Below are 23,041 nucleotides of genomic sequence, written 5' to 3' on the forward strand. Positions count from 1 at the left end.
CGATCTGAACGCTGAAAACTTCACTGGCCGCTGCTGCCTGGCAGGGTGCCTGTGCAAGTTATTCTGCAACCATCGTATTCACAAATGTTTGTGAATATATCTGTATCCGATTACTGACTTTCATCAGTAGTTCTTTTGAGGAATACATCATGTATAGATCGATAAAAACAATGTCTTGCCCGGCACTACTTAAACGGCCAGCGCAGTGTGTGATGCTGACACTCGCGGCGGCGGCCTTGACCAGCACCGCTCATGCAGCCTGCCAATACACGGTAACCAACCAGTGGAATAATGGTTTCACCGCCTCCGTCAAGGTCACCAATAACACCAACGCGGCGGTGAACGGCTGGAATGTCAGCTGGCAATATTCCGGCGATAACCGCGTGACCAACAGCTGGAATGCCAACGTCAGTGGCAGCAATCCGTATAGCGCGAGCAACGCAAGCTGGAACGGTAATTTACAACCGGGCCAATCCGCCGAGTTTGGTTTCCAGGGCACCAAAGGCGCCGCCGCGCCGCAAGTACCCGCTGTGACCGGCGCACTTTGTGGCGGCAGCGTGAGTTCCAGTTCTACACCGTCTTCAACACCGGCCTCGTCATCTTCCAGCAGCACACCGCCGGTTAGCAGCTCATCATCCAGCTACTCGTCTCCGAGCAATAATTTTGCGCAAAACGGTGGAGTGGAAAGTGGCTTGACTAACTGGGGAACGACTGCCGGTACGGTTACCCGTACCACTTCCGTGAGCCGCACCGGTGCAGCCAGTGCGTACATCACCGGTCGCACGTCTGCGTGGAATGGTTTGACGTTTAATACAGGTGCCTTAAACAACGGCAGTGAATACAACGTCGGCGTTTGGGTCAGGCTGGCTGCGGGTTCACCGGATGCGGTGGTGATGCTGACAGCCAAACGTCAGGAGGATTCAGACACGTCCACCTACAACGAATATACCCGTGTTGCCATGGCTACCGTGTCTGCAAATAACTGGACACTCCTGGAAGGTTACTACACCCAATCGGGCACACCTTTCCAACATTTTATTATTGAGTCCGATAGCACAACGGTCAGTTATTACGCGGATGATTTTGTGATCGGCGGCGAGGCGCCATCGTCCAGCTCTTCATCAAGTTCATCCAGCAGCAGCGGCAATACCGGAAAATTTGTCGGTAACATTACAACGTCCGGGGCGGTGAGATCGGATTTCACGCAGTACTGGAATCAAATTACGCCGGAAAATGAAGGTAAATGGGGTTCTGTTGAAGGCACGCGCAATGTCTATAACTGGGCACCACTTGATCGCATCTATGCCTACGCCCGTCAAAATAATATTCCGGTAAAAGCGCATACCTTTGTGTGGGGTGCGCAGTCACCGTCATGGCTGAATAATTTGAGCGGCCCGGAAGTTGCCGTTGAAATTGAACAGTGGATTCGCGATTTCTGCACGCGCTACCCGGATACCGCGATGATCGACGTGGTGAACGAAGCGGTACCCGGACACCAGCCAGCCGGTTATGCACAACGGGCATTTGGCAATAACTGGATTCAGCGGACCTTCCAACTCGCGCGTCAATATTGCCCCAACTCCATCCTGATCCTGAACGACTACAACAATATTCGCTGGCAGCACAACGAGTTTATTACGCTCGCCAGAGCGCAAGGCAATTACATTGATGCCGTCGGCCTGCAAGCGCACGAGTTGAAGGGTATGACCGCTGCGCAAGTTAAAACCGCGATCGACAATATCTGGAACCAGGTGGGCAAGCCCATCTACATTTCTGAATACGATATCGGCGATAACAATGATCAAGTGCAACTGCAAAACTTCCAGGCTCACTTCCCGGTGTTCTGGAACCATCCTCACGTGAGAGGCATCACCATCTGGGGCTATGTCAATGGCAGAACCTGGATTGAGGGCTCCGGTTTGATTTCGGAAAATGGCACGCCCCGCCCTGCCATGACCTGGTTGATGAATTACATCGGGCGTTAATAACCCATAAGAAAACGGCGATCCTCTTATCAGGGGATCGCCTTCAGTCTGAAAGTAAAAATTCATTCAAACATAACATCCAGCTAATCAATGCAAATTAGCGAGCAATAGTATCCGGGAGACATCAACAACCATGAATATCACCCAACATTTACGCAAACGACTACTCGGACGCGCGACGCCCTTATTGATACTGGCGATGGCTGCATCCTCGATTGTGCTACCGGCGCAGGCCGCGTGCGAATACACCATCACCAACCAATGGGGCAATGGTTTTACGGCCTCGATAAAAATCACCAACAACACCAACGCTGCCGTAAACAACTGGAATGTCAGTTGGCAATATGCGAGCGATAACCGCATCACCAACAGTTGGAATGCCAGTGTCAGTGGTTCCAATCCTTACGCTGCGAGCAACGCGAGTTGGAATGGCAATTTATCAGCGGGCCAATCAACCGAGTTTGGTTTCCAGGGCACCAAGGGCAATGCCGCGCCGGAAATTCCGACGCTGAGCGGAGCGCTGTGTGGTGGTGGTAATCCGATTTCTTCCAGCAGTTCTTCCGCGCAATCTTCCGTTGTTGTGTCATCCAGCAGCGCGCTGTCCAGTTCCAGTGTAATGACCAGCGCTAGCAGCTCGTCCTATTCTCCACCCGCAAATAATTTTGCCGAAAATGGCGGCGTGGAAGATGGCTTAACGAACTGGGCAACGACCGCCGGCACGATTGCGCGCAACACCCAGGAAAGACGCAGCGGTTCCGCCAGTGCGTTAATCACTGGCCGCACATCCGCGTGGAACGGATTAACGTTTAACGTCGGTTCACTCACACAAGGTAATACCTATGACGTAGCCGTATGGGTAAAACTGGCTGCCGGTTCACCAGACGCGGAGATTATCCTCACTGCCAAACGCGAAGACGATGCGGACAGCAGCAGCTACAACGAATATTCCAACATTGCGCGCGCAACAGCCAATGCCAACAGCTGGACATTAGTGCGCGGAAATTACACGCAGAGCGGCACACCCTTTCAACATTTTATTATTGAATCGTCCAACACCAGTGTCAGTTATTACGCCGATGATTTTTCTGTAGGCGGTGAACGCGATGACGAGCCGGTTGATTTAGTGGAAGCAAGCAATCCAATTATCTGGGCTGACGTGCCTGATCCCTCGGTGATTCGCGTGGGCGACACTTACTACATGACCAGCACCACCATGCACATGAGTCCCGGTGTGCCGGTGATGAAATCCACCGACCTGAAAAACTGGACGCTGGTAAATTACGCCTATTCCACCCTCGCCAATACCGCGCAATTGAATCTGGAAAACGGGCAAGAAGCTTATGGTAATGGCTCCTGGGCGAGCAGCATTCGCTACCTGGACGGTACCTTCTATGTGAGTACCTTTTCCTACACCACTAACCGCACCTATATTTATCGCACCAATAATATCGAAGGCGGTTCCTGGACCACTTCGGTGCTCAACGGTCTGTATCACGACTCCGCCTTGTTCTTTGAAAACGGGCGCGTGTTTCTGGTTTACGGCGTTGACGATATTAAATTAATCGAACTCACCGCCGACGCCACCGCCATCAAGCCCGGCGGTATCAATCAAACCATCATCACCAAAGCTTCCGCCATCGCCGGTACCAATTTTTACGTTCCCGCCGAAGGCGCACACCTGCAAAAAATCAATGGCCGCTATTACATTTCGCTGATCAGTTGGCCAGTGGGCAGTGGGCGTTCACAATTAATTTATCGCGCCGACAATTTAACCGGTCCCTATCAAGGTCGGATTGCCTTGCAGGATCAAGGTGTAGCGCAAGGCAATTTAATTGATACACCATCCGGTGACTGGTACGCGTTTTTATTTAAAGACAGCGGTGCCGTCGGTCGCATCCCTTACCTCGTCCCGGTGCGTTGGGAAAACGGTTGGCCGGTGTTTGGTGTGAATGGGCGCGTGCCGCAGCAACTGGGTTTTGCGGTGGAAAATTACGGGCTGGCCGGCGTGGTTTCCGCGGATGAATTCAATAGCACGCGTTTGCCCTTGCAGTGGCAATGGAACCACAACCCGGATAACAGCGGCTGGTCGTTACAGACGCGCCCCGGTTTTATGCGCATCACCAACACGCGCCGCGACAGCAGTTTTGTCAACACGCGCAATACGCTCACGCAACGCACTTTCGGCCCGCAAAGTTCCGCGCGTGTGGCGATGGAAACCAACGGCATGCGCGATGGTGACTACGCCGGGCTCGGTGCCCTGCAAGCGCGTTATGGTTATGTGGGCGTAACACAATCCGGCGGCAATAAATCCATCATCATGGTCGACACCACGTCCGGCAGTCCGCAGGAAATTGAACGCATCAGCCTCAATCAAAATCGTGTGTATTTCCGCATCGATATGGACTTCCGCAACCAGACCGATCAGGCACGGTTTTATTTCAGCCTCGACGGTTCCAACTGGCGCGCCATCGGCAACACCTTGAGCATGACCTATGACCTGGATCATTTCATGGGGTATCGCTTTGCACTGTTTAACTACGGCACGCAATCGACCGGCGGCTACGTCGATTTCGATTACTACCGTTTGGAGTAGTCATCGCGTTTATCAACTAAAAAAATAACAGCAAGACTTCACCGGCAAAAAAACAGCGCCGAGTTCAATTCAGAAAGCGGCGTAAAAACATAACGAAAGGAGAACCTGACAATGTATTTAGTAAACCTCAACCCGACACTGTCGAGCGCGATCAAGCGTGCGTGCAGTGTCATTGGTGTGAGTGCGGCGCTTGCCGCCTTCACGCATGGCGCGTCCGCCGCCTGTACCTATTCAATCGATAACGAATGGGGCTCAGGTTTTGTGGCGAGCATTACCATCACCAACGATACCAACTCACCGATCAGTAACTGGAGTGTGAATTGGCAATACAACACCAATCGCATGTCGAGCGGTTGGAATGCGAATTTTTCCGGCTCCAATCCTTATACAGCCACCAACATGGGTTGGAACGGCAACATTGCGCCGGGCCAATCGGTAAGTTTTGGTGTGCAGGGTGAAACCAACGGCGGCAGCATCGAGCGCCCGACCATCAACGGCAGTGTGTGCGGTGGTGGTTCAACATCTTCGACGCCAGCGAGTTCTTCCAGTGCGCCGAGCACCAGTTCCAGCAGCAGTTCGGTTGCCAGTTCTGTCGCACCATCAACACTGGTGTTGCAGGAATCCCAGGGCGGTTTCTGTCGCGTTGACGGTACGGTCGATAACAATCACAGCGGATTTACCGGTGCAGGATTTGCCAACACCAACAACGCGCAAGGTGCGGCAATTGTATGGGCCGTACAGGCCGCCAGCAGCGGTCCGCGCACCTTGACCTTCCGCATGGCCAACGGCGGTACTGGCAATCGCAATGGTGCCTTGTTAATTAATGGTGGCAGTAACGGAAATTATTCGGTCAGCTTGCCTGCAACGGGCGGCTGGGCAAACTGGCAAACCGTATCTGTTGAAGTGGATTTGGTGCAAGGTAACAATGTTCTGCAATTGTCAGCATCAACTGCAGAAGGTTTGCCGAATATCGATTCGCTGAGTGTTGCCGGTGCCAGTGTAACGGCGGGCAACTGCGGTAATACAAGCTCCAGTTCCAGTTCTTCTTCCAGCAGTTCTTCATCCAGCTCGCCGTCCTGCGCGTTGCCGAATCGTTTCTCCTGGACCTCGACACCGCCGCTGATTTCACCACAGCGTTCCAACTGGGCATCGGTAAAAGATCCAAGCATTGTGCGTTACAACGGTTTGTATCACATCTTCGCTACGGTGTTTGATACCTCTACCGGTGGTGATGGCAGTTGGGGTTCGATCTATATGAATTTCGCCGATTGGAATCAGGCCGGTTCTGCAACGCAAGTGCCCTTCCAGGGAACCGCGATGGGTAATGCGGTTGCGCCACAGGTATTTTTCTTCCGCCCGCATAATCGCTGGTATCAAATTACACAATGGGCCGGTGCTTATTCCACGACAACGGATATCACCAACCCGAGCAGCTGGTCGCCCAAACAAAAATTGTTGCAAGGTGAGCCCAGCGGCGCCCTGGATTTCTGGGTGATTTGTAACGATACCCACTGCTATTTATATTTCTCGCGCGACGACGGCGTGTTGTACATGTCCAAAACGACTATCGGCAATTTCCCCAACTTCTCCGGCTATTCCATCGTGATGGAAGATCATCGCGGCAATGGCAACAGCTTCCTGTTTGAAGCGGCGAATGTGTATAAAGTCGATGGCTTTAATCAGTACTTGTTGTTGGTGGAAGCGTACTACACGCCCGGTTATGGCCCGCGTTATTTCCGTTCCTGGACCGCCCCCAGTCTTGATGGCCCCTGGACGGCGTTGGCCGATACCGAAGCCAATCCCTTTGCCGGTGAAAACAATGTGCAATGGCCACAAGGAAAATGGTCGCGGGGCATCAGTCATGGTGAGTTGGTGCGTTCCGGCTACGATGAAAAACTCACGATTGATCCCTGCAACCTGGAATTCCTCTATCAAGGCGAGGCGGGCACGGCATCGTCCTACGGCAGGATTCCTTACAAGCTCGGTTTGTTGCGTTTGAATCGATAAATGATAGAGACGTTAAGTTTCAGGAGATAAATTGCCAGAAAAACGCTGGCAATTTTTCCCGCAGTTTTGCTCGTGTGAGATGGGTAAGACCCCGCCAATGAATAGCGCTGATGTCGCGGTAAAGATGAAAGAACGCCATCTTTATGGTGGAGCAGCAAACTGACATTGGCTTTGCAGCGCCTGGCAACAGGCGCTTTTTTTGTTGCAAATATTTGTCGGATTACGCTGCGCTAATCCGACCTACATGGGCATGTGAAATTTTTCTTAAAACAGGTCACCAACAGCGGTAATAAACGTTTTTCACTCACCATATGATCCTGACCCACAAATTCGGTCAGTTTTGCCGAAGACAATGCATCGGCAATGCGTTTCGCCACGCGGTGCATACTCGCCGGACTCTTTTCGCCATACCAGATATACGTCGGCACGTTAATCGCTGCAAGGCGTTCAACGGGTGGCAAGTCGCGCGTTAAGGCAATGTCATAAGCCAGCGTCGGTGCGAGCGCCTTCATGGTTTTCCAGCCGGGCATCAAGGGCATCAGCATGATAAACATGGCCGGCATACCAATGCCTTTATAGAAACACCGAATCGCTTTCGCGTTCTCGCCCGCGCGCAATAATTCATAGACACGTTCAGCCAGGATTTCATAATCCGCGCGCTCCTCTTCATCACCGGCATAGGCGGCATCGTAAATCGCAACGCCCTTAACCTTATCGCCCAAACGCAGCGCAGCTTCCAACGCCAGCACCGCTCCTGAAGAATGGCCGTATAAATAGGCCGAACCACCTGCGGCTTCAATCAACGCCGCAATGTCGTCGACCTCGCGCTCGATGGTGTAAGGCAGTGTATCGCCACTGTCGCCGCGCCCCCGACGATCATAGTTGTAGACCGTGAACGCTTGGCTAATTGTCTTGGCGCCCTGCACCACAGGCATAAAAGTGCGGAAGCAGGTAGCGCCAGTGATATAGATCAAAGCCGGGCCGCTGCCGTAGGTGTCATACGCCAATACAGTGCCGTCTTTGGATAAAGTGGTTTTCATGGGGAATCCTTTGCTGCAGTGAATTTCTTTATAGTCGGTTGTGCAGCCGGGAAATCGACAGAGCGGGATATTTTTTAAAAATAAAATAATTTTCTTTGGTAAATCCATGAGGGGCGCTGCGTGATAACACGCAGAATTAATCATTCATAACAACGTTTTCACCGGCAAATATGTTGCGCAGAATTCAGCTTTGTAGATCAAATTTCTTTGAAAAAACAATCGGTAAAGACAGGGTTTTAAGCAACTTATCGCTATAGAGAAATTCTTAAATAGTTTATTTGACCATATGGTTATTGTTCGATTGACAATATGACACAGTCGCTTTATAAATTTGAGTATCGAAGCAACCATAACTCGGTTTAACAATAACAGCAGGCTGAATGGTTTCTCCGATGTAAACCTGTTCGCAATGAACAGAATATCCTCACAGTCCTTCCTCCTTTATAAGCGGTATTGGTCGAAAGGCTAACTCCTGGAGTCTAATAATGAAATTAACAATCGCCAGTAAACGCGTGATCTCTTCAATGATTTGGGCCGCCGCGCTGTGTGTATCGGCCGTTAGCGCGCAAACGCTCACCTCAAACCAAACCGGCACCCATAATGGATTCTATTATTCATTCTGGAAGGATTCCGGTAACGCCTCGTTCGGTTTACAAGGTGGTGGACGTTACACCTCACAATGGGACAACAGCACCAACAACTGGGTTGGTGGTAAAGGCTGGAATCCCGGTGGCCCGCGCGTCGTCAATTACTCGGGCTACTACGGTGTCGACAATTCGCAGAACTCTTACCTAGCACTGTATGGCTGGACCAGAAACCCGTTGGTCGAATACTACGTTATCGAAAGTTACGGCTCGTATAACCCGTCTTCTTGCTCCGGCGGTGTTGACTACGGCAGCTTCCAGAGCGATGGCGCGACTTACAATGTACGTCGTTGTCAACGTGTTAACCAACCGTCCATCGACGGTACTCGCACCTTTTATCAATATTTCAGCGTGAGAACACCGAAGAAAGGTTTTGGTAATATCTCCGGCACCATTACGGTGGCTAACCACTTTAATTTCTGGGCCAGCAAAGGCTTGAACCTCGGCGCACACGATTACATGGTATTGGCGACCGAAGGTTATCAAAGCCGCGGTAGCTCCGACATTACCGTGAGTTCAGGTAACAATAATGGCGGCGGTGGTAGCTCCAGCTCTGCACCATCAGGTGGTAGCAAAACCATCGTCGTGCGCGCACGCGGTACAACAGGCCAGGAGAGCATCACACTGCGAGTGAACAACACGGCAGTGCAAACCTGGACACTGAGCACCGGTATGAATAACTACACCGCTTCGACCAATCTCTCTGGTGGCAGCGTGGTGGAATTCACCAACGACAGCGGTAACCGCGATGTGCAAGTGGATTACATCAGTGTTAACGGTTCTGTTCGTCAAGCGGAAGCGCAAACCTACAACACCGGCGTTTACCAAAACGGCTCCTGTGGTGGTGGTAACGGTGGCAGCGAATGGCTGCATTGTAATGGCGCCATTGGGTTCGGTAATTTGTAAGGTTTAACACGTTAGATGTAGTAACAAAAAAAGGGGCGAATCATTCGCCCCTTTTTCACCAATACCTTTGGATAATAATAACGAGAGGTATCGCGATGAGTCTTACGGTATATACCAAAAAACATTTGCTGTTAGCCGCCGCTGTCGGTGCGCTGACGACCTACATGGTTATTCATCCCAGCGCAGAAGATGCCGAAACAAATCCGAAAATAACCGCGCTGGAAAATAAAATTATCGACCTGGAAATAATATTGGCAAAAAAAGAACAAGAACTGCTCGACGCACGTTTATTTGCGTTTGATTCCGCCGAGCAACAGCGCCCTATAGAGAAGAAAACCACCACCACCACACCTGATGTGGTAACCGCCATGCAGGCTGAAGAAGCCGACGTTCAAGCAGCCATAAGCGAATCAACTGCCGCGCGCGATCAAGCGGTAAAAGATCTGGTTACGCAAACGGAAAACGACCCGCGCTCGCTCACCGAAAAAATCAACGAACTGCTGGCGAGCAACCCCAGCCGCGAAAACCTTGCCATTGCCAGCAAAAGCCTTTACGACATGGCAGAGAACCCGACCATCCTGCCCGACTACGCGCTCAGTGCGCTTTACCACAATCAAACCAACCCGGATATTAAACGCGTTGCCGCACAAGTGATGTCGCTGCGTGGCGACAACACCTTAATTGAAAAACAAATCACCGACGCGCAAACCGGCCTGAGCAGCCCCAACCCGGAAACGCGCCAAAAAACCCTGGTTGAACTAGCGAAAACCCGCTACCACAGCGCCGCCGATGCCATCGCGCCCTTACTACAAGACAAGGACATCGGCGTAAAACTCGATGCGCTCCTCGCGCTACGCGCTACCGGCAACGAAAGCCATGTGTACCTGGCGCAGGCGTTGGTTAACCACCCGGATGAATCGGTCAGTTGGTTAGCGAAAGACGTGATCAGTGATTTGCAAATTCTCAGCGACCGTGCGCGCACGCAGATTGCGAGTACGGATATTGTGGCGGAGTTACCGGTGGCTGAGGCGCCGTAAATAATTGCGGTCAAATTAAAGCGAAAGCCGCGGCCCAATATGGTCCAGAAAGGCGCTGATCCGCGATGACACGGCCGTATTGCGATAGTAAACCGCCTGCACCTGCTCCCGTGGGTGCGGGCTTTGCAAACTGCCCGGCAAGACTTCCACCAGCGCACCTTCCGCCAACGCCTTATGCACCATGAAGCGCGACAGAAGCGCAATGCCATGCCCCTGCAAACACAACTGCAACACCGTCTCACCACTGCTCGCCGCAATCACCGGCGTGATCGACAAAGCGCCAGCGCTGAAATGCCACAGGTTTAATTTGGGAATGTCGGCAAACCCGATCAGGCGATGGCGGTTGAGTTCTTCAATACTCGTCGGCTTGCCCAACTGCGCCAGATAATCCGGGCTGGCCACCAGATGCAATGGACTGCGACCGAGCAGGCGCGCGTGCAGGTTGGAATCCGTCAGGCCGCCGATACGGATCGCCAGGTCGGTGCGTTGTTCCAGCAAATCAATCAAGGCCTCACCGGACACCAGCTCAAGCTGAATGCGGGGATAACGCGCGCGGAATTCAGCCATCAAAGGCACCAGCTGATGCAGGATAAACGGACTGGCCGCATCGACGCGCAACTTGCCGGCCGGCTCGGCCGATAAACTCCTGAGCTCGGCCTCCGCCTCGGCGATTTGCAACAGCGCTGGCCTGATCTGCTGCACAAAGCGATGCCCCTCTTCCGTGGGAATCACCTTGCGTGTGGTACGCGCAAACAAATCCACCCCAAGCCTCGCCTCCAACTGGGCGACCGCGCGGGATACCGAGGCCACCTGGCAGTCCAGCGCGCGCGCCGCCGCCGAAAAGCTGCCTTGTTCATACACGGCCAACAGCTGTTCCAGTTGTGCCCTTTCCGAGATTATTGTCATTTCATCAAAAGTCTTTTGTGGTTTTGCTCATTTTTCACAAAAGTAACTACCTCCACAATAGCGCCCATGCAAAAACCTGCTGTATCACCTATTGAGGAGAGTGTTATGCCCCTTGCACTGTGGGCGCTTACCTTGAGCGCCTTTGCCATCGGCACCACCGAATTTGTCATTGTCGGTCTGGTGCCCACCATCGCGCAGGATCTCGCGATCTCTGTTCCTTCCGCCGGTTTGCTGGTGAGCCTGTACGCGTTGGGCGTTGCCGTCGGCGCGCCGGTATTGACGGCGTTAACCGGCAATTGGCCGCGCAAACCCTTGCTGCTGGCATTGATGTCGCTGTTTATCGGCGGCAACCTGCTCGCCTTTTTCGCGCCCGGTTATGAAACCCTGGTGCTGGCGCGGGTACTGACCGGCCTGGCCCACGGCGTGTTCTTCTCCATCGGCTCGACCATCGCCACCAGCCTGGTCAGCAAGGACAAAGAAGCCAGCGCCATCGCGCTGATGTTCTCGGGCCTGACCCTGGCGCTGGTGACCGGCGTCCCTCTGGGTACCTTTATCGGCCAGGAGCTTGGCTGGCGTGCGACCTTTTTAGTCGTGGCCTTGTTGGGTGTGATTGCATTGATCGGCAGCGCCCTACTGGTGCCGAAAAACCTGCAGCAAACGCCCGCCAATTCCCTGCTGTCACAATTGCAGGTGCTGACTGAGCCACGCCTGTTGCTGGTATTTGCCATGACCGCCGTTGGCTACGGCGGCAGCTTTATCGCCTTCACCTATCTTGCCCCGGTGCTGCAACAGGTGACCGGCTTCGCGCCCGGCGCTATCGGCCTCATCATGCTGGTGTATGGTGTGTCCACGGTGGTGGGGAATATCTGGGGCGGTAAACTGGCGGATCGCAAAGGCCCGGTGCCAGCGCTCTCGGTGATCTTTATCGGGTTAGCCGCCGTGCTCGCCGTGTTCAGCTTCACCGCCCAGTCGCCGGTACTTGCCGTACTGACCGTATTGATCTGGGGCGCCTTTGCCTTCGGCAACGTGCCGGGCTTGCAGGTCTATGTAGTGCAACTGGCCCAGAAATACCGCCCGCAGGCTGTGGATGTAGCATCGGGTTTAAACATCGCCGCGTTCAACCTGGGCATCGCCTTCGGCGCCTGGTTCGGCGGCCTGGTGATAGCGGAACGACCCCTGACCGATACCGGCTGGATCGGCGCGCTGGTGGTTCTGTTAGCGCTGGCCCTGACCCGCTGGTCCGGCGCCCTGGAGCGTAAAGATAAAGTCATCCCTGCGCAGGTTATTGCTGACGCAGAGTAAAACCCTTGCATCACCGGCAGGAAAACCTGTCCTTTTTATCGGAGATTATTCATGACGACAGACACCATTTCGCCACAAGCCATTCCAGCTTTAGGGATGGGCACGTTTCGCCTGAAAGATGACGACGCCTACAACGCCGTGCGGTTGGCATTGGACGCCGGTTACCGCCACATCGACACCGCGCAGATCTACGGCAATGAAGCACAGGTCGGAAAAGCCATTGCCGACAGCGGCATCGCGCGCAGCGATATTTTCCTCACCACCAAAGTTTGGCTCGACAACCTCGGCGCGGACAAATTTATCCCCTCCGTTAACGACAGTTTGCAGGCTCTGCAAACCGAGTACGTCGACCTGCTTTTGATCCACTGGCCCACACAAGCGGACGGCGTACCGATGAGTGAATATCTCGCGGAATTAAACAAAACCAAAACCCAGGGGCTCGCACGCAAGATCGGTGTTTCCAACTTCACAGTGGCGCAATTGCAGGAAGCGATCAACATCCTCGGCGTCGACAACATCGCCACCAACCAGATCGAAGTCCACCCTTATTTGCAAAACACCACACTGCGCCGTTTTATGAAACAGCAAGGCATACAACCAACCGCATACATGCCCCTGGCCGTCGGCAAGGTGTTAAAAGACCCGGTATTGCAAGACATTTCAAACCGCACCGGCCACCCGATACCGCAAGTGGTACTGCGCTGGATTCTGAACAAAGGCATGGCCACGATTCCCATGTCGACAAAAAAGCACAACCTCGAATCCAACCTTGCCGCGCAACACATCCATTTATCGCCGGACGATGTGGCGCTGATCGATGGGCTTGATTGTGGTGAGCGTATTGCGAACCCGAGTTTTGCGCCGGTGTGGGATTAGGTGTAGAAGAGTTGTTAAAAATAAAATCCCGCATTTAGGTGCGGGATTTTTGTAATTGGAGTTAATTCAATTGTGTTGGAAAATTGGCGCTATGGTTGGCGACCTTATACTTCATCGCTCACCTGCTCCCATTCATCACCATAGCCAATCCGATCAAGATAACCGCTGATAATATTCATGCTGCGTTCCATCCAATATTGCAAGTCCACTTCCCCCAACACCTCAACACCCTTATCCCGATCTTCCGCTGCGGCTTCCAGCATTCGCCAGAAGAACCGGGACAATGCAATGGCTTGTTCTTTGGAGGTAACAGAAGCGGTGTTCCGAATAATGCCAATAAGATCGTGAGCTTCAAGTTGATTGGCATAGTGCAAGCAAACTTGCTGTGCTTTTTGGTCTTTGCCGGTAAAGTCCAACATTTATTAACATATCGTTAAAATACTTTTCTTGGTGTTATCTGCATCGATAACCCTAGAAAACCAGCTCAATAATTTTTCTTTTATCACCATTAGATCAGTAGCTAAACTAAACTCTTCTAAAATATATCGGGAATCTCTGCAAGTTATTTCAAACTCGCTAATAGGTGGTTCAAAAAGAAGTTCAGATAAGTAGGCTTGGGATTTTTGCTTACGGTCAAAAACCAAAAATTTCCATCCGGTCGGCGAAATGTATAGATCAAATGCTATTGAATGACCCGAAAGTACAAAATCATGAACCAGACAAGATTTTGCATATATCCATTTTTTACATTCTTTCTGTTCGCCAATAATTCCTGAAAGATCGCTTACTTTTGAATAAAGTTTTGACATAAATTTATTTCTTGCATTCAGCAAATCATCAACTCTTTTATGATGCTCTATAAAAAATTGATCAAGCTCATCTAATTCCATATTCTTACCTGTGAAGTTTTCCATGCTGCTCATAAAATCCAGAAGGTAAAGAAGCCATTTTTGAGACGATTTACCGGCATAGAGGCCAAGACGCTGCCTTATTTCAGCTATAAAATTTTTGTAGGTTATCCCAACAAACCCGTTATCAACGGCATGAGCCTTGATGCTAAGAACAATTTTAACGGGCGATAAGTCTTTTTTAACAGATAATTCATCTATCGTGCTGCTGTAATCATAGAGATCATTTCTTAGCTCGTGGAATATTTTGTTCTCTATTCCTATAAGCTGGTTATCTGTTTCAATCAAAAGATCTAATCTGCCACCTTTATTTGTGGAATATTCGCGATAAACCTGAAAATTTCCTTTGCTTGAATCGTCACTTTTGGCGAGGTTCATTAGTGAAGAGAACAGCAGGTTTCCCAAAGCATGTTCATTATTAGGATTTAAATAGAAAGCAAGAATATTACTGAATACATTTTCATAATGGGGATAGCCAGCTACATCAAATATACTTTCACTTTCGGATATAGTTGGAAGCGCTTCAAAGTCATGAAGCACGGCTAAAAAATTTTCAAAACTGTCCATATAGCTGACGACCTTCTTGATGATACTCCTTTTCACCACTTTCATAGCGGTTATATTCACATATTGCTACTTGCTTGCCGACCTGCAAAATAATTTTTTGACCCGCTGAGTCTCTAACTTCATCCGTTTTAGAAAGCAGAACTAGATCCTTGTTCATCAGTTCATTGAAGTCTACTTTGGTTCTTGGCTTGTCCATTTCAGCTCACATAACATTTCAATAGTGCGGACATTCTGGTTCGCGTATGAGTTTTTAAATTAGAGCCCGCGATCTAGCTGAAGCTCTAATGGTGCTTCGCTTGTAATTCGCACGGTAAAATGGTCGCCCCCGATGGGACACGGGCATAGATCCATTTGATAGGATACCCACCATTTGCGTTTAATGTAGTCAAATGTAAGAGAGTAAATCGAAAACCCCTTAGTACTGATGCCTTTTTCAGTCAAAAATTGTTCGGCCGCTTGAACAGCTTCATTCGGATGAAGCAAAGGTTGCCTGATTTCGCCATGCGCGATGCAAGAAGCAAAAAACAAAGTAACTGCTGCAATAGCTCTCATTAACTTTCCCAATGATCTTCCCCACCAAAAGTAGACACTGTTTCAGGCGGACATTTTTTCATAAGCCGATTCAAAATGATTCGGACTTTTGTAGCCCAATGTGCTGTGTCTTCGGTGACTGTTATAAAATAGTTCGATGTAATCAAACACGCAAGAATACGCTTCTTTCTTCGTGGTGACATCCTCGGCATAGAGCGCTTCAACTTTAAAGCGGGCGAAGAACGATTCCATCGCGGCATTATCCCAACAATTGCCTTTACGACTCATGCTAGGCCGAATCTTCTCGTCGAGCAATAGCTGCTGATATTCCCACGAACGATATTGCACTCCGCGATCCGAGTGCAAGATCAAACCGGGCTCTACGTCGCGCGAAGCAACCGCCATCTTAAAGGCATCTATGATCAGTTGGTTAGTCATCGTAGTGTCGAGTGACCAGCCAATGATTTTGCGTGAAAACAGATCCATGATAACCGCGAGGTAAACAAACCCTTTTTCTACTTTTATGTAGGTGATATCCGACACCCACTTTTCATTCGGCTTGCTTGCCTGGAAGTTACGCCGCAGCAGGTTGCCGCTGACATGGTTCCGGGCTAATACATCAGGGAAGTACTTGTAACCTTCTCCATTTCTCGCCATAAGTCCTTGTTTGGCCATCAGTTTTGCCACGGTGTTTTCACTGATGGGCAATCCGCACTCGTTCAACTCGACGGTCATGCGTGGCGACCCGTAGCGAGATTTAAAACGCGTAAACAGGTTAATCAGGAGGCGCTCTGCCTCAAACCTTCGCAACTCAGTATCACTGGGCCTACGGCAGCGCCATTTGTAATAACCTGATCGGCTGACGTGTGCCCAGTGGCACATTTTCATCACGGCATGCTCACCACGCAATGACTCAATGAGGGCGTACTTCACCATTTGTCTTTGCTGAAGTACGCGGTCGCCTTTTTTAGAAATTCGTTCTCTTCTTTTAGATCCGAGATCTGCCGCTTCAGTTTGCGGATTTCTTCGCTCTCGCTCATAGAGTAATCCACCCCTTGGACGCTATTAAACTGCTTGTCGGACAATCGTTTGTATTGTCGACGCCAGTTATAGATTTGGCCGGGGTGAATTCCGAGTTCTTTCGCTACCTCGGCAGCACTGGTGCTGGGATCGTCCGCGCGGCGAACAGCTTCCCGACGAAAATCCTCAGTGTAATGGTTGTACTTGTTTCGCGTTTTCTTTGGCATTTTCTAGACCCTCGTTAGGTGGTAGTGAGGTGTCTACTTTTCTTGGGGAACTCGGGGCTTCAACGCCCAGCACAGCGGCTGGCAAAGCTGGCACGTAATTGCGCAGCAATTTGAGTGACAGGTTTGACAGTCCGTTGCTGCTGCTTGTTAACCTTTGGGCTATTTTTTCCAAGCCATCCATGACTTTTCAATTTCGTTAGGAATGAAGTCATCTGCGTTGGCATGCTCTGACATATACTTATGTTTAAACTCTTTGGCGCTTAATATTAATTGGCCGTCAGAAAGATTTTCAGACTCTATCTTCGCAATAGAGTCCCAGATTTTTGCGCTTAGTTCTAAATCTTTTTCTTCCTGAACTGCTGCGAAGTCTAGTAAGTGACTAACAGACCTATTTTCATCGCCGCCCTTTGCTAGGGACAGATAATCAATAATTGCAATTGGATGCATTACATAATATCCGCTAGCCCCTTCAGGATTTATCATTGAATGAAGTTTATCCCACGTGCACAAAAGCTTAACCACTCCAGAACGCACATAATCGCCAGAAAGGTATGTAATTACTCTAGCGTCATGTTTAATCAATACTTCAGGCTTGCTTATATTGTTTTCAAACAAAAACTCTTTTAATCTATCTATTTGCTGACCAAAATACTCGACCTGCTGCTTTTCAACTAAAAAATTGTATCTAGCAGCTATACCTGATAGTTCAGTAGTTATCCTGTCCCTGATTGAATAAAATTGCTGGTCAGTCATGTCGGCACTAATAATGCTTAACCGAGCACCAAATACCTTCACATAATCTTCAAATCTCATGTCACAGTACTTCTTCCTATAGTTTGAATAGTGGCTTACAAAAGCATTTCCTGAAAAAGACAGGTCAATATCTTTTTCAATAATATGTTTGTAATCCCTGCACGCTTCGATTAGATGACTAGCGACTTCTTCCATGTAATCATGAGGAACAATTGCTTTAAACTTATGATCCTTAATTAATTGATGCAGTGCTGCACCTGATTGAGAGAATCTTTCAGACACCTTGTCAAATAACACTCCACATATGACCGGAATGAAAACTGATGAATCTATGTATACATTAAGATCTTCAGTTCCACCTAACGCATTAATAAGGTGTGAAGATTTTGTGTTAAGAAATGCCTCGTAAAGTTTTGCACATGCTATATGCTTGCAAAATTCGGATGAAGCAAAAAAATCAGAAAGCTCTTTAAAAATTGAAGTTGATTTTTCCTTACCAAATTTGTCTTCAATGATACTATTAATAGATTCGAAGGCGACATTATCACCACTTGATACTTCATAAGTGTTGTACTGCTTTCCAGAAAGATGAACAACCAACTCTAAAAAGTTTTCCAATAATAGAGATTTTGTCTCGATATCTACATCTGATTCCAGGAGATCTGAAATTTTTCTATCAAAATCTGATTTCAAGATAGAAAGTTCTAGTTCTGTTGATTTCTGAAGACCTACAAACCGATTAAATACAGAGTCTGCTAAACGAATAACCCCTTTATCACTAATAAGCTCTCCAGTTTGAAGTAGCCTGTCTATATTTGCGCCAATTTGAACCGACTGAGTCTCATCGAGACTGTAGTTTTTCTTAACATTTAATATTAATGAGTCTCTACTTTCGCCACCGCTAATCCTTGATAGACTTGACATGATGATCGATTGAAAAAATCTCTGTCGTAGATCTTTAGAGTCGGCATCGAACAACAGCAATGATGATACCGCTTCATTCTTCGGCCCTAGATACTTAGATTGAGAGGCATGGTCGTGATCTACTTGAATACCCATAAGCGCTAGCGCTTCATTAACTTTGTTATAATTTATGAGCCTTGTAGCAATTGCTTGATTGTCATACTTATTAACAGTTACGCCAAGTTTACTGAAGACGCTTTCTTTCACTTTTTCAAAAGAGCCTTCAGGTATCCTCCTGCTTGATATAAAATACATAACATTGGAGTCAAAGTTTGATTTTAGTTTTGCTGCATCTTTTTCAAGCTTTGCTTGCCATCCTTTTTCTACTGAAATCTGTATACCAATCTTTACCCCATTTGCTGGCATAGTCGCTAAAGTAAAGTCTTTCCCTCCATCGTAGGGCCCATCACAATAGTCCACATCCTGCAAGCCTATTAATGGTGTCAGTATCGCAGCAATTGATCTAAAGACAGATATATCTGCTCCTTCAATTATTCTAGCTAACGTCTCTATGTTCATTATCTTCTCTTTTATTCCTTAGCTCGTTCATTAGATTCTGATATTGGCTAGGTGAACGCTCCGCATTTGCGGTCGGTTTGAAGCGTAGCGGAAAACCAGTCCGACAACATGCGCTTGTTAGGAGATTTTAGCTGAATCATAAGACAGTAACCTTGGTCTGCTTACGATTTCCTTTTGACTCTCTCCAGACTTCTACCCGGTAATGGAGGGCAGGTATATTCGGAGGTCGTGGTTTAGGTGTTTTTGGAGCCTTCTTATTTATAAGTTCTATTGGAAGCTCTTCGACAAGCTCATCAAATGGTAGCTGTTCTTGTTTGGGCAGATTTGGACATTCATGAAATGCCTTAGACAGAACTTCGAAAAAGCCCGGAATCTCTGACTCATCCTCACCTAGAATAGATTGAGCCAATATAGTTGCTTCATCCGGAGTTAGCTCCCCTCTCTGTACGCGAGAAAATAGCCGCTGTAGAGAAGCAGGTGCTCCACCTCTTTTTCTGACAGTTGCACGTGAATCCGGACAAGCAAAGATAGTTTGAGCTTGCTCAGCTAGAAACCTATTGGTTGATTTCAGTTGCTTGTTGACAATATCAACACCAGACATTAACCCGCCGTAAGCGGTTAAACCAATAACAAGCGCTTTTGCTCCCGCCATGATATGGCCTCGACCAATAATAGAGCCTTCTTCAACTTGCAAGAACAAGGAGTAATCGGGCAATATCAAAGCTTGATCAACGTAAGCATCCCATTCGTCAAACAATGAATTTGACAGAACCTCGAGCTGTGAAGCAGCTACACTCGCGATTGATAAGTTAAAATCTGTTGAGCCAAGATCAAGCATAAAGCTTTCACCGTATTTATATCGTCCTGATGCGTTAACCGTGGAACGCTTAACAACCTGTTAATGAGGCCATTCGGCTTCATAATAATTATTAGCTCAAACGCACTTTAATTTTTAACTAAAATATAGAATACAATGCTAGGTTATTGATACGTAAAGAAATACCACTCCGCATCAAGCTTCATGCTTGTGGTTATCGTGAAAATATTCACGATAATAACCCGCTATCCAGGAAAAACCATGCGTTTAATCATATGCCATAAAAACAACTCCCGCCATTTCATCAAATTACAACACCTAACCCTCCCACCCCTCTCCCGTCAAATACGCCTTCAACAACGCCGTCTGGCTCGGCGACATTGATCTCACCACCGGCATAAACAGCGTTGTATTTTTATAAGCCGAGGAGGTACGCGCGATGATGGCATTTTTTGCGTTGAGTATGGCATCGGGCTGGTTGAGTGGAATGAAGCGTGACATGGCCGGGAAGGCGAGGTAGTGGAAGCGCAGTACGTTGGTGTAAACCTGTTCCCAGGTGATGGTGCTGCCGGCGGGGATGCCGAAGTTGGTTTGTTTATATTTTCTGAAGTTGGTGAAGTAGGAGCCGCCGTTGCAGGTGTAGTTGAGTACTTCAAAGCCGGCGGTGGCGGCGCTGCTTGTTTTGGCGGCGGCGGTGAAGCTGGCGGATTCCTGGTTGGCCGGTACGGTGACGCTGGTGGGGAAGTCCAGGTAATCCGGGTTGTCCAGTGCGCCGGGTGTGTCGCTGCTGATGGAAATGGTTGTGTGCTGTTTTACAGCTTGGCCGAGGTAACGCAATTGTAAGGTAACGGATACCGAGCCCTGACAATCATCGATATATATATTGCGCTCGTCGCTGTAGATGCGATACGGCGGCTCCACAATATTTAATGTGGCTGCGGTGTTCTGGTTGTAGGCGCTGATGCTTAAGGGTTGTGTTTTAACCGCTGTGGCTTGATCGGCGGTTAACGAAAAATCCACGATGCCGCCGTAGAGATAATAGTTTTGCAATTGCGCATCGCTGCACGCGAGTGTCGCAACGGGTGAGCCACCCGCTGTGAAATTCAGTGTGCCGAAATCAATATTCGGACCAATAGGGCCGGTGATGTTGGTGCGTTCGCTGCGGAAATTTGCTTTGGGCAGCAGGTTTACCATGTCCACACTCATCAGGTCGTTCACCAATTCCATGTAACCGCCCGCACCGGTGCCGGTGTTGACCAGGCGCCGTCCGTTCTGGCAAATCGTTGGCTCACCGGGATAGGCCGGTGCGAGCGTGCCGATCACGCGGCCGATGCTCGGGTTGGGTGTGTTCTGGCCGGACGCATAATCGGCGCGGAGTTGCGGCGTGGTCAGCGTGGGGCACATTTCAAACATCACAAAGCGCAACACAATGCCAGTTGCGCCCGGCGCGTCGATAATGGATTTAAGTATCGCGCTGTTCTGGTTGTAACTCACCACGCTGCTCAACGGAAAGGTAATTTGAAAGGTGCCGCTGATACGACTGGAGCCGGGCGCGTCCGGCTCGCCCACCAAAATACGCACGGCGAGATCCTGGCTGCTGCACACGGTGTCGTGGCGAATTAATAATTCCGGTGTACTGCCGGAGCCGATTTGCAAACCGCCGACAAAAATTTGTGTGGTCTGTCCGCTGGTTGGGTCCAGGTCAACCATCATCGGCCCGGATACCGGGCCCTGTTTTGTTACCGGGTCGATTGATCCCAGTAAATAAACCGGTTGGCCAACCAGGTCACCGCTGGTGCTGATATTGCCGGGCGTGCCTTGCGAACTGATCAGCGCGTTCTGCATATCCACCACGTGCTGCCCGTAATGGTTCCAGCCGCCCGCCGTGTAGTAATCACCCGAGGGTGCATTGATAAACGCATTTAATTGATCGTCGCTGAACAGTTGCGCACTGGGCGCAACGGTGGATGTGGTGAGGTCAAATAAATTCAGCGTGCCGCTGGAATAAGGAATCGTCGGCGAGTTATTCGGCACGCTCACATCGGTACGAATGCCGCCCCAAAAATTCAAACGTGGTCCATTGAGAATACTCATGTGTTGCTCCTTATTTTTTAGTGGCAGTCGCAGGCTTTTTGGTTGTAGCCGCTGGCGTTTGGGCAAATTTAAACAGGTAAGAAAAATCCGATCTGTAAGCACTGTTGACCGGCGTCGCCATGGAGTGACAATTCATGCAACTGCTGTTGGGTTGTATGTAACTTTCCATGGTGACATTGGCAGAAATTGCCGGCGTCGGTTGGCCGAGTGGATTGCTGGGGTTGTCGGGCATCAACGGGCGTTGTGTGGTAACCAGTTGGTAATACTGGAACACCGTTTGCGCTAAATTCTTCTGCGCGACGTCATTCGCTTTTTGTGTATCCGCAGCAATGGGCGTTACACGGTTTAGCGGGTTGGGTGTAGAAAAGGTCATGCCCGGCTTGGGTACGCACACCAACTGGTTTTCCTGCTGTTGCCAAAGGCAAGCGGAATGATTGATATCGCCGGGTGAAGCCTTGCTATTGAAGTAGGAATAGAACACGCCCTCCACAGGCTTATCGACCCATTTGCCGTCGACATTTTCTTTAGGCGGTACGTTGTCGACTTGTTCAAAGGTGGACCAGATCCATTGCGGATAACCGGTCGCCTTGGTGGCAATATGCAAACCGACCAATCCCAGCGTGGCAGCCTGGGTTTTGCCGGTGGGTTGGCCCTGCGCATCAAAGATGTCCACTTGCGCCGGCATGGTCAGATAACGACTGGCATCATCGTCTTTGGTCAACATTCGCCAGCTGGCTTTGATTTCCGTCGCGTTATCCGGAAAGTTAATATTGTTTGCCTTGCCGACGATATCTGCGTTGTAGAAATTATTGTTAACGATGTACTCGTAAGAAGTTTTGTTCGCGTAGATGGCGTAATAGGTCGGGTTGCCGCGTTGGTCAATCAACCAGCCGCCCACCGCTTGATCTACCATATTCACGATGCCGGTATTTTTTAATACGGAGACATTGATTGTACTCAGGCCGGTATCCACCTCGCCTGCATTCCAGGCACCGGGATTTTTTGCATCGGGTAAAAAAATCTGCTCAACGGTTTTATAGGTTTGCCACACCACCGGACCTTTTGCACCGACCGGCTGAGCGCAGTTGGCTTGCCCACGCTGCCCGGATTCCGCTGGCCAATTCAGCGCAACAAACAACTGCCAGCTATAGAAATCAAAATCCTGCTGGCTTGCCGTGGGCGCAGGCGCTTTGGTTGGCGGCGTGCAGGGCCAGGTCCATTGCACATTGGCTTTTGTTGTCTGTGCTTCATCTCTGGCGTGGGCTGTCAGGTTAAATCCCAGTGCCGCCAGCAAGACAACACCATATGTGAACTTATACATTATTATTCTCCAGGCTATCGGTTTT

Annotated in this window: 18 protein-coding genes and 1 pseudogene; 7 read left to right on the plus strand and 12 right to left on the minus strand. The window is 49.7% G+C overall.

Annotation, left to right across the window (positions count from 1 at the left end):
* Positions 1–149: 149 nt before the first annotated feature.
* The 3 genes from CBR65_RS14075 (at position 150) to CBR65_RS14085 (ending at position 6,585) form a co-directional block, all read left to right on the plus strand.
* Positions 150–1,985: an endo-1,4-beta-xylanase gene (locus tag CBR65_RS14075; protein ID WP_087467446.1), complete on the plus strand. Its 1,836-nt coding sequence runs from the start codon at positions 150–152 to the stop codon at positions 1,983–1,985.
* 133 nt (positions 1,986–2,118) lie between these two features.
* Positions 2,119–4,578, plus strand: a complete 2,460-nt coding sequence (locus CBR65_RS14080) for a family 43 glycosylhydrolase (RefSeq protein ID WP_087467447.1) — start codon at positions 2,119–2,121, stop codon at positions 4,576–4,578.
* A gap of 111 nt (positions 4,579–4,689) precedes the next feature.
* Entirely contained in the window at positions 4,690–6,585 is a 1,896-nt protein-coding gene (locus CBR65_RS14085; RefSeq protein WP_087467448.1) for a non-reducing end alpha-L-arabinofuranosidase family hydrolase, read from the plus strand.
* A 230-nt stretch (positions 6,586–6,815) separates the two neighbouring features.
* On the opposite strand, the gene CBR65_RS14090 is transcribed toward CBR65_RS14085, so the two are convergent.
* Positions 6,816–7,625 carry an alpha/beta fold hydrolase gene (locus CBR65_RS14090; RefSeq protein ID WP_087467449.1) on the minus strand — a complete coding sequence of 270 codons (810 nt, stop codon included), beginning with the start codon at positions 7,623–7,625 and terminating at the stop codon, positions 6,816–6,818.
* A gap of 485 nt (positions 7,626–8,110) precedes the next feature.
* Here CBR65_RS14090 and CBR65_RS14095 point away from each other — a divergent pair.
* Both CBR65_RS14095 and CBR65_RS14100 read left to right on the plus strand, forming a co-directional pair.
* Positions 8,111–9,169, plus strand: a pseudogene (locus CBR65_RS14095) (glycoside hydrolase family 11 protein); the annotation flags it as partial.
* A 101-nt stretch (positions 9,170–9,270) separates the two neighbouring features.
* Positions 9,271–10,212: a HEAT repeat domain-containing protein gene (locus CBR65_RS14100; protein ID WP_087467451.1), complete on the plus strand. Its 942-nt coding sequence runs from the start codon at positions 9,271–9,273 to the stop codon at positions 10,210–10,212.
* A gap of 15 nt (positions 10,213–10,227) precedes the next feature.
* Here the strand turns inward: CBR65_RS14100 and CBR65_RS14105 are convergent, their stop codons facing one another.
* Positions 10,228–11,118, minus strand: coding sequence for a LysR family transcriptional regulator (locus CBR65_RS14105; protein WP_087467452.1), 891 nt, complete (start codon positions 11,116–11,118; stop codon positions 10,228–10,230).
* A 105-nt stretch (positions 11,119–11,223) separates the two neighbouring features.
* On the opposite strand from CBR65_RS14105, the gene CBR65_RS14110 reads away from it, so the two are divergent.
* On the plus strand, positions 11,224–12,420 hold the full coding sequence (locus CBR65_RS14110; protein ID WP_087467453.1) for an MFS transporter: 1,197 nt from the start codon (positions 11,224–11,226) through the stop codon (positions 12,418–12,420).
* 51 nt (positions 12,421–12,471) lie between these two features.
* A complete protein-coding gene (gene dkgB, locus CBR65_RS14115) occupies positions 12,472–13,296 on the plus strand; it encodes a 2,5-didehydrogluconate reductase DkgB (RefSeq protein ID WP_198300746.1) in 825 nt (274 codons plus the stop codon).
* A 104-nt stretch (positions 13,297–13,400) separates the two neighbouring features.
* Here dkgB and CBR65_RS14120 read toward each other — a convergent pair whose 3' ends face one another.
* The 10 genes from CBR65_RS14120 to CBR65_RS14160 form a co-directional block, all read right to left on the minus strand.
* Positions 13,401–13,715: a hypothetical protein gene (locus tag CBR65_RS14120; RefSeq protein WP_087467454.1), complete on the minus strand. Its 315-nt coding sequence runs from the start codon at positions 13,713–13,715 to the stop codon at positions 13,401–13,403.
* A 3-nt stretch (positions 13,716–13,718) separates the two neighbouring features.
* Positions 13,719–14,771, minus strand: a complete 1,053-nt coding sequence (locus CBR65_RS14125; RefSeq protein WP_157672078.1) for a PD-(D/E)XK nuclease family protein — start codon at positions 14,769–14,771, stop codon at positions 13,719–13,721.
* A complete protein-coding gene (locus CBR65_RS22130; RefSeq protein WP_157672079.1) occupies positions 14,758–14,967 on the minus strand; it encodes a hypothetical protein in 210 nt (69 codons plus the stop codon). Before CBR65_RS22130 ends, CBR65_RS14125 begins: the two co-directional genes overlap by 14 nt.
* Before the next feature lie 59 nt (positions 14,968–15,026).
* Complete coding sequence (locus tag CBR65_RS14130) at positions 15,027–15,323, minus strand: hypothetical protein (protein WP_087467456.1); 297 nt, start codon at positions 15,321–15,323, stop codon at positions 15,027–15,029.
* 42 nt (positions 15,324–15,365) lie between these two features.
* A complete protein-coding gene (locus tag CBR65_RS14135; protein WP_087467457.1) occupies positions 15,366–16,238 on the minus strand; it encodes an IS3 family transposase in 873 nt (290 codons plus the stop codon).
* Positions 16,232–16,549, minus strand: coding sequence for a transposase (locus tag CBR65_RS14140; RefSeq protein ID WP_198300747.1), 318 nt, complete (start codon positions 16,547–16,549; stop codon positions 16,232–16,234). Before CBR65_RS14140 ends, CBR65_RS14135 begins: the two co-directional genes overlap by 7 nt.
* Positions 16,550–16,708: 159 nt before the next feature.
* Positions 16,709–18,784 (minus strand): hypothetical protein, encoded by a 2,076-nt coding sequence (locus CBR65_RS14145; RefSeq protein WP_087467458.1) that lies wholly within the window; start codon positions 18,782–18,784, stop codon positions 16,709–16,711.
* Positions 18,785–18,920: 136 nt separating this feature from the next.
* The gene (locus tag CBR65_RS14150) at positions 18,921–19,622 is read right to left on the minus strand and encodes a hypothetical protein (protein ID WP_087467459.1); all 702 of its coding nucleotides are present in this window, start codon (positions 19,620–19,622) and stop codon (positions 18,921–18,923) included.
* Between the two features lie 297 nt (positions 19,623–19,919).
* Positions 19,920–21,695, minus strand: coding sequence for a hypothetical protein (locus CBR65_RS14155; protein ID WP_087467460.1), 1,776 nt, complete (start codon positions 21,693–21,695; stop codon positions 19,920–19,922).
* 10 nt (positions 21,696–21,705) lie between these two features.
* Positions 21,706–23,016, minus strand: a complete 1,311-nt coding sequence (locus CBR65_RS14160) for a hypothetical protein (RefSeq protein WP_087467461.1) — start codon at positions 23,014–23,016, stop codon at positions 21,706–21,708.
* Between the last annotated feature and the right edge of the window lie 25 nt (positions 23,017–23,041).

Source organism: Cellvibrio sp. PSBB006 (assembly GCF_002162135.1).
Classification (GTDB): Bacteria; Pseudomonadota; Gammaproteobacteria; order Pseudomonadales; family Cellvibrionaceae; genus Cellvibrio.

Coding starts and splice junctions, on each gene's coding strand:
- CBR65_RS14130 (WP_087467456.1), bottom strand. CDS start 15,323: ATGAGAGCTATTGCAGCAGTTACTTTGTTTTTTGCTTCTTGCATCGCG.
- CBR65_RS14090 (WP_087467449.1), bottom strand. CDS start 7,625: ATGAAAACCACTTTATCCAAAGACGGCACTGTATTGGCGTATGACACC.
- CBR65_RS14085 (WP_087467448.1), top strand. CDS start 4,690: ATGTATTTAGTAAACCTCAACCCGACACTGTCGAGCGCGATCAAGCGT.
- CBR65_RS14120 (WP_087467454.1), bottom strand. CDS start 13,715: ATGTTGGACTTTACCGGCAAAGACCAAAAAGCACAGCAAGTTTGCTTG.
- CBR65_RS14145 (WP_087467458.1), bottom strand. CDS start 18,784: ATGAACATAGAGACGTTAGCTAGAATAATTGAAGGAGCAGATATATCT.
- dkgB (WP_198300746.1), top strand. CDS start 12,472: ATGACGACAGACACCATTTCGCCACAAGCCATTCCAGCTTTAGGGATG.
- CBR65_RS14160 (WP_087467461.1), bottom strand. CDS start 23,016: ATGTATAAGTTCACATATGGTGTTGTCTTGCTGGCGGCACTGGGATTT.
- CBR65_RS14105 (WP_087467452.1), bottom strand. CDS start 11,118: ATGACAATAATCTCGGAAAGGGCACAACTGGAACAGCTGTTGGCCGTG.
- CBR65_RS14110 (WP_087467453.1), top strand. CDS start 11,224: ATGCCCCTTGCACTGTGGGCGCTTACCTTGAGCGCCTTTGCCATCGGC.
- CBR65_RS14140 (WP_198300747.1), bottom strand. CDS start 16,549: ATGCCAAAGAAAACGCGAAACAAGTACAACCATTACACTGAGGATTTT.
- CBR65_RS14125 (WP_157672078.1), bottom strand. CDS start 14,771: ATGGACAGTTTTGAAAATTTTTTAGCCGTGCTTCATGACTTTGAAGCG.
- CBR65_RS22130 (WP_157672079.1), bottom strand. CDS start 14,967: ATGGACAAGCCAAGAACCAAAGTAGACTTCAATGAACTGATGAACAAG.
- CBR65_RS14100 (WP_087467451.1), top strand. CDS start 9,271: ATGAGTCTTACGGTATATACCAAAAAACATTTGCTGTTAGCCGCCGCT.
- CBR65_RS14155 (WP_087467460.1), bottom strand. CDS start 21,695: ATGAGTATTCTCAATGGACCACGTTTGAATTTTTGGGGCGGCATTCGT.
- CBR65_RS14080 (WP_087467447.1), top strand. CDS start 2,119: ATGAATATCACCCAACATTTACGCAAACGACTACTCGGACGCGCGACG.
- CBR65_RS14075 (WP_087467446.1), top strand. CDS start 150: ATGTATAGATCGATAAAAACAATGTCTTGCCCGGCACTACTTAAACGG.
- CBR65_RS14135 (WP_087467457.1), bottom strand. CDS start 16,238: ATGGTGAAGTACGCCCTCATTGAGTCATTGCGTGGTGAGCATGCCGTG.
- CBR65_RS14150 (WP_087467459.1), bottom strand. CDS start 19,622: ATGCTTGATCTTGGCTCAACAGATTTTAACTTATCAATCGCGAGTGTA.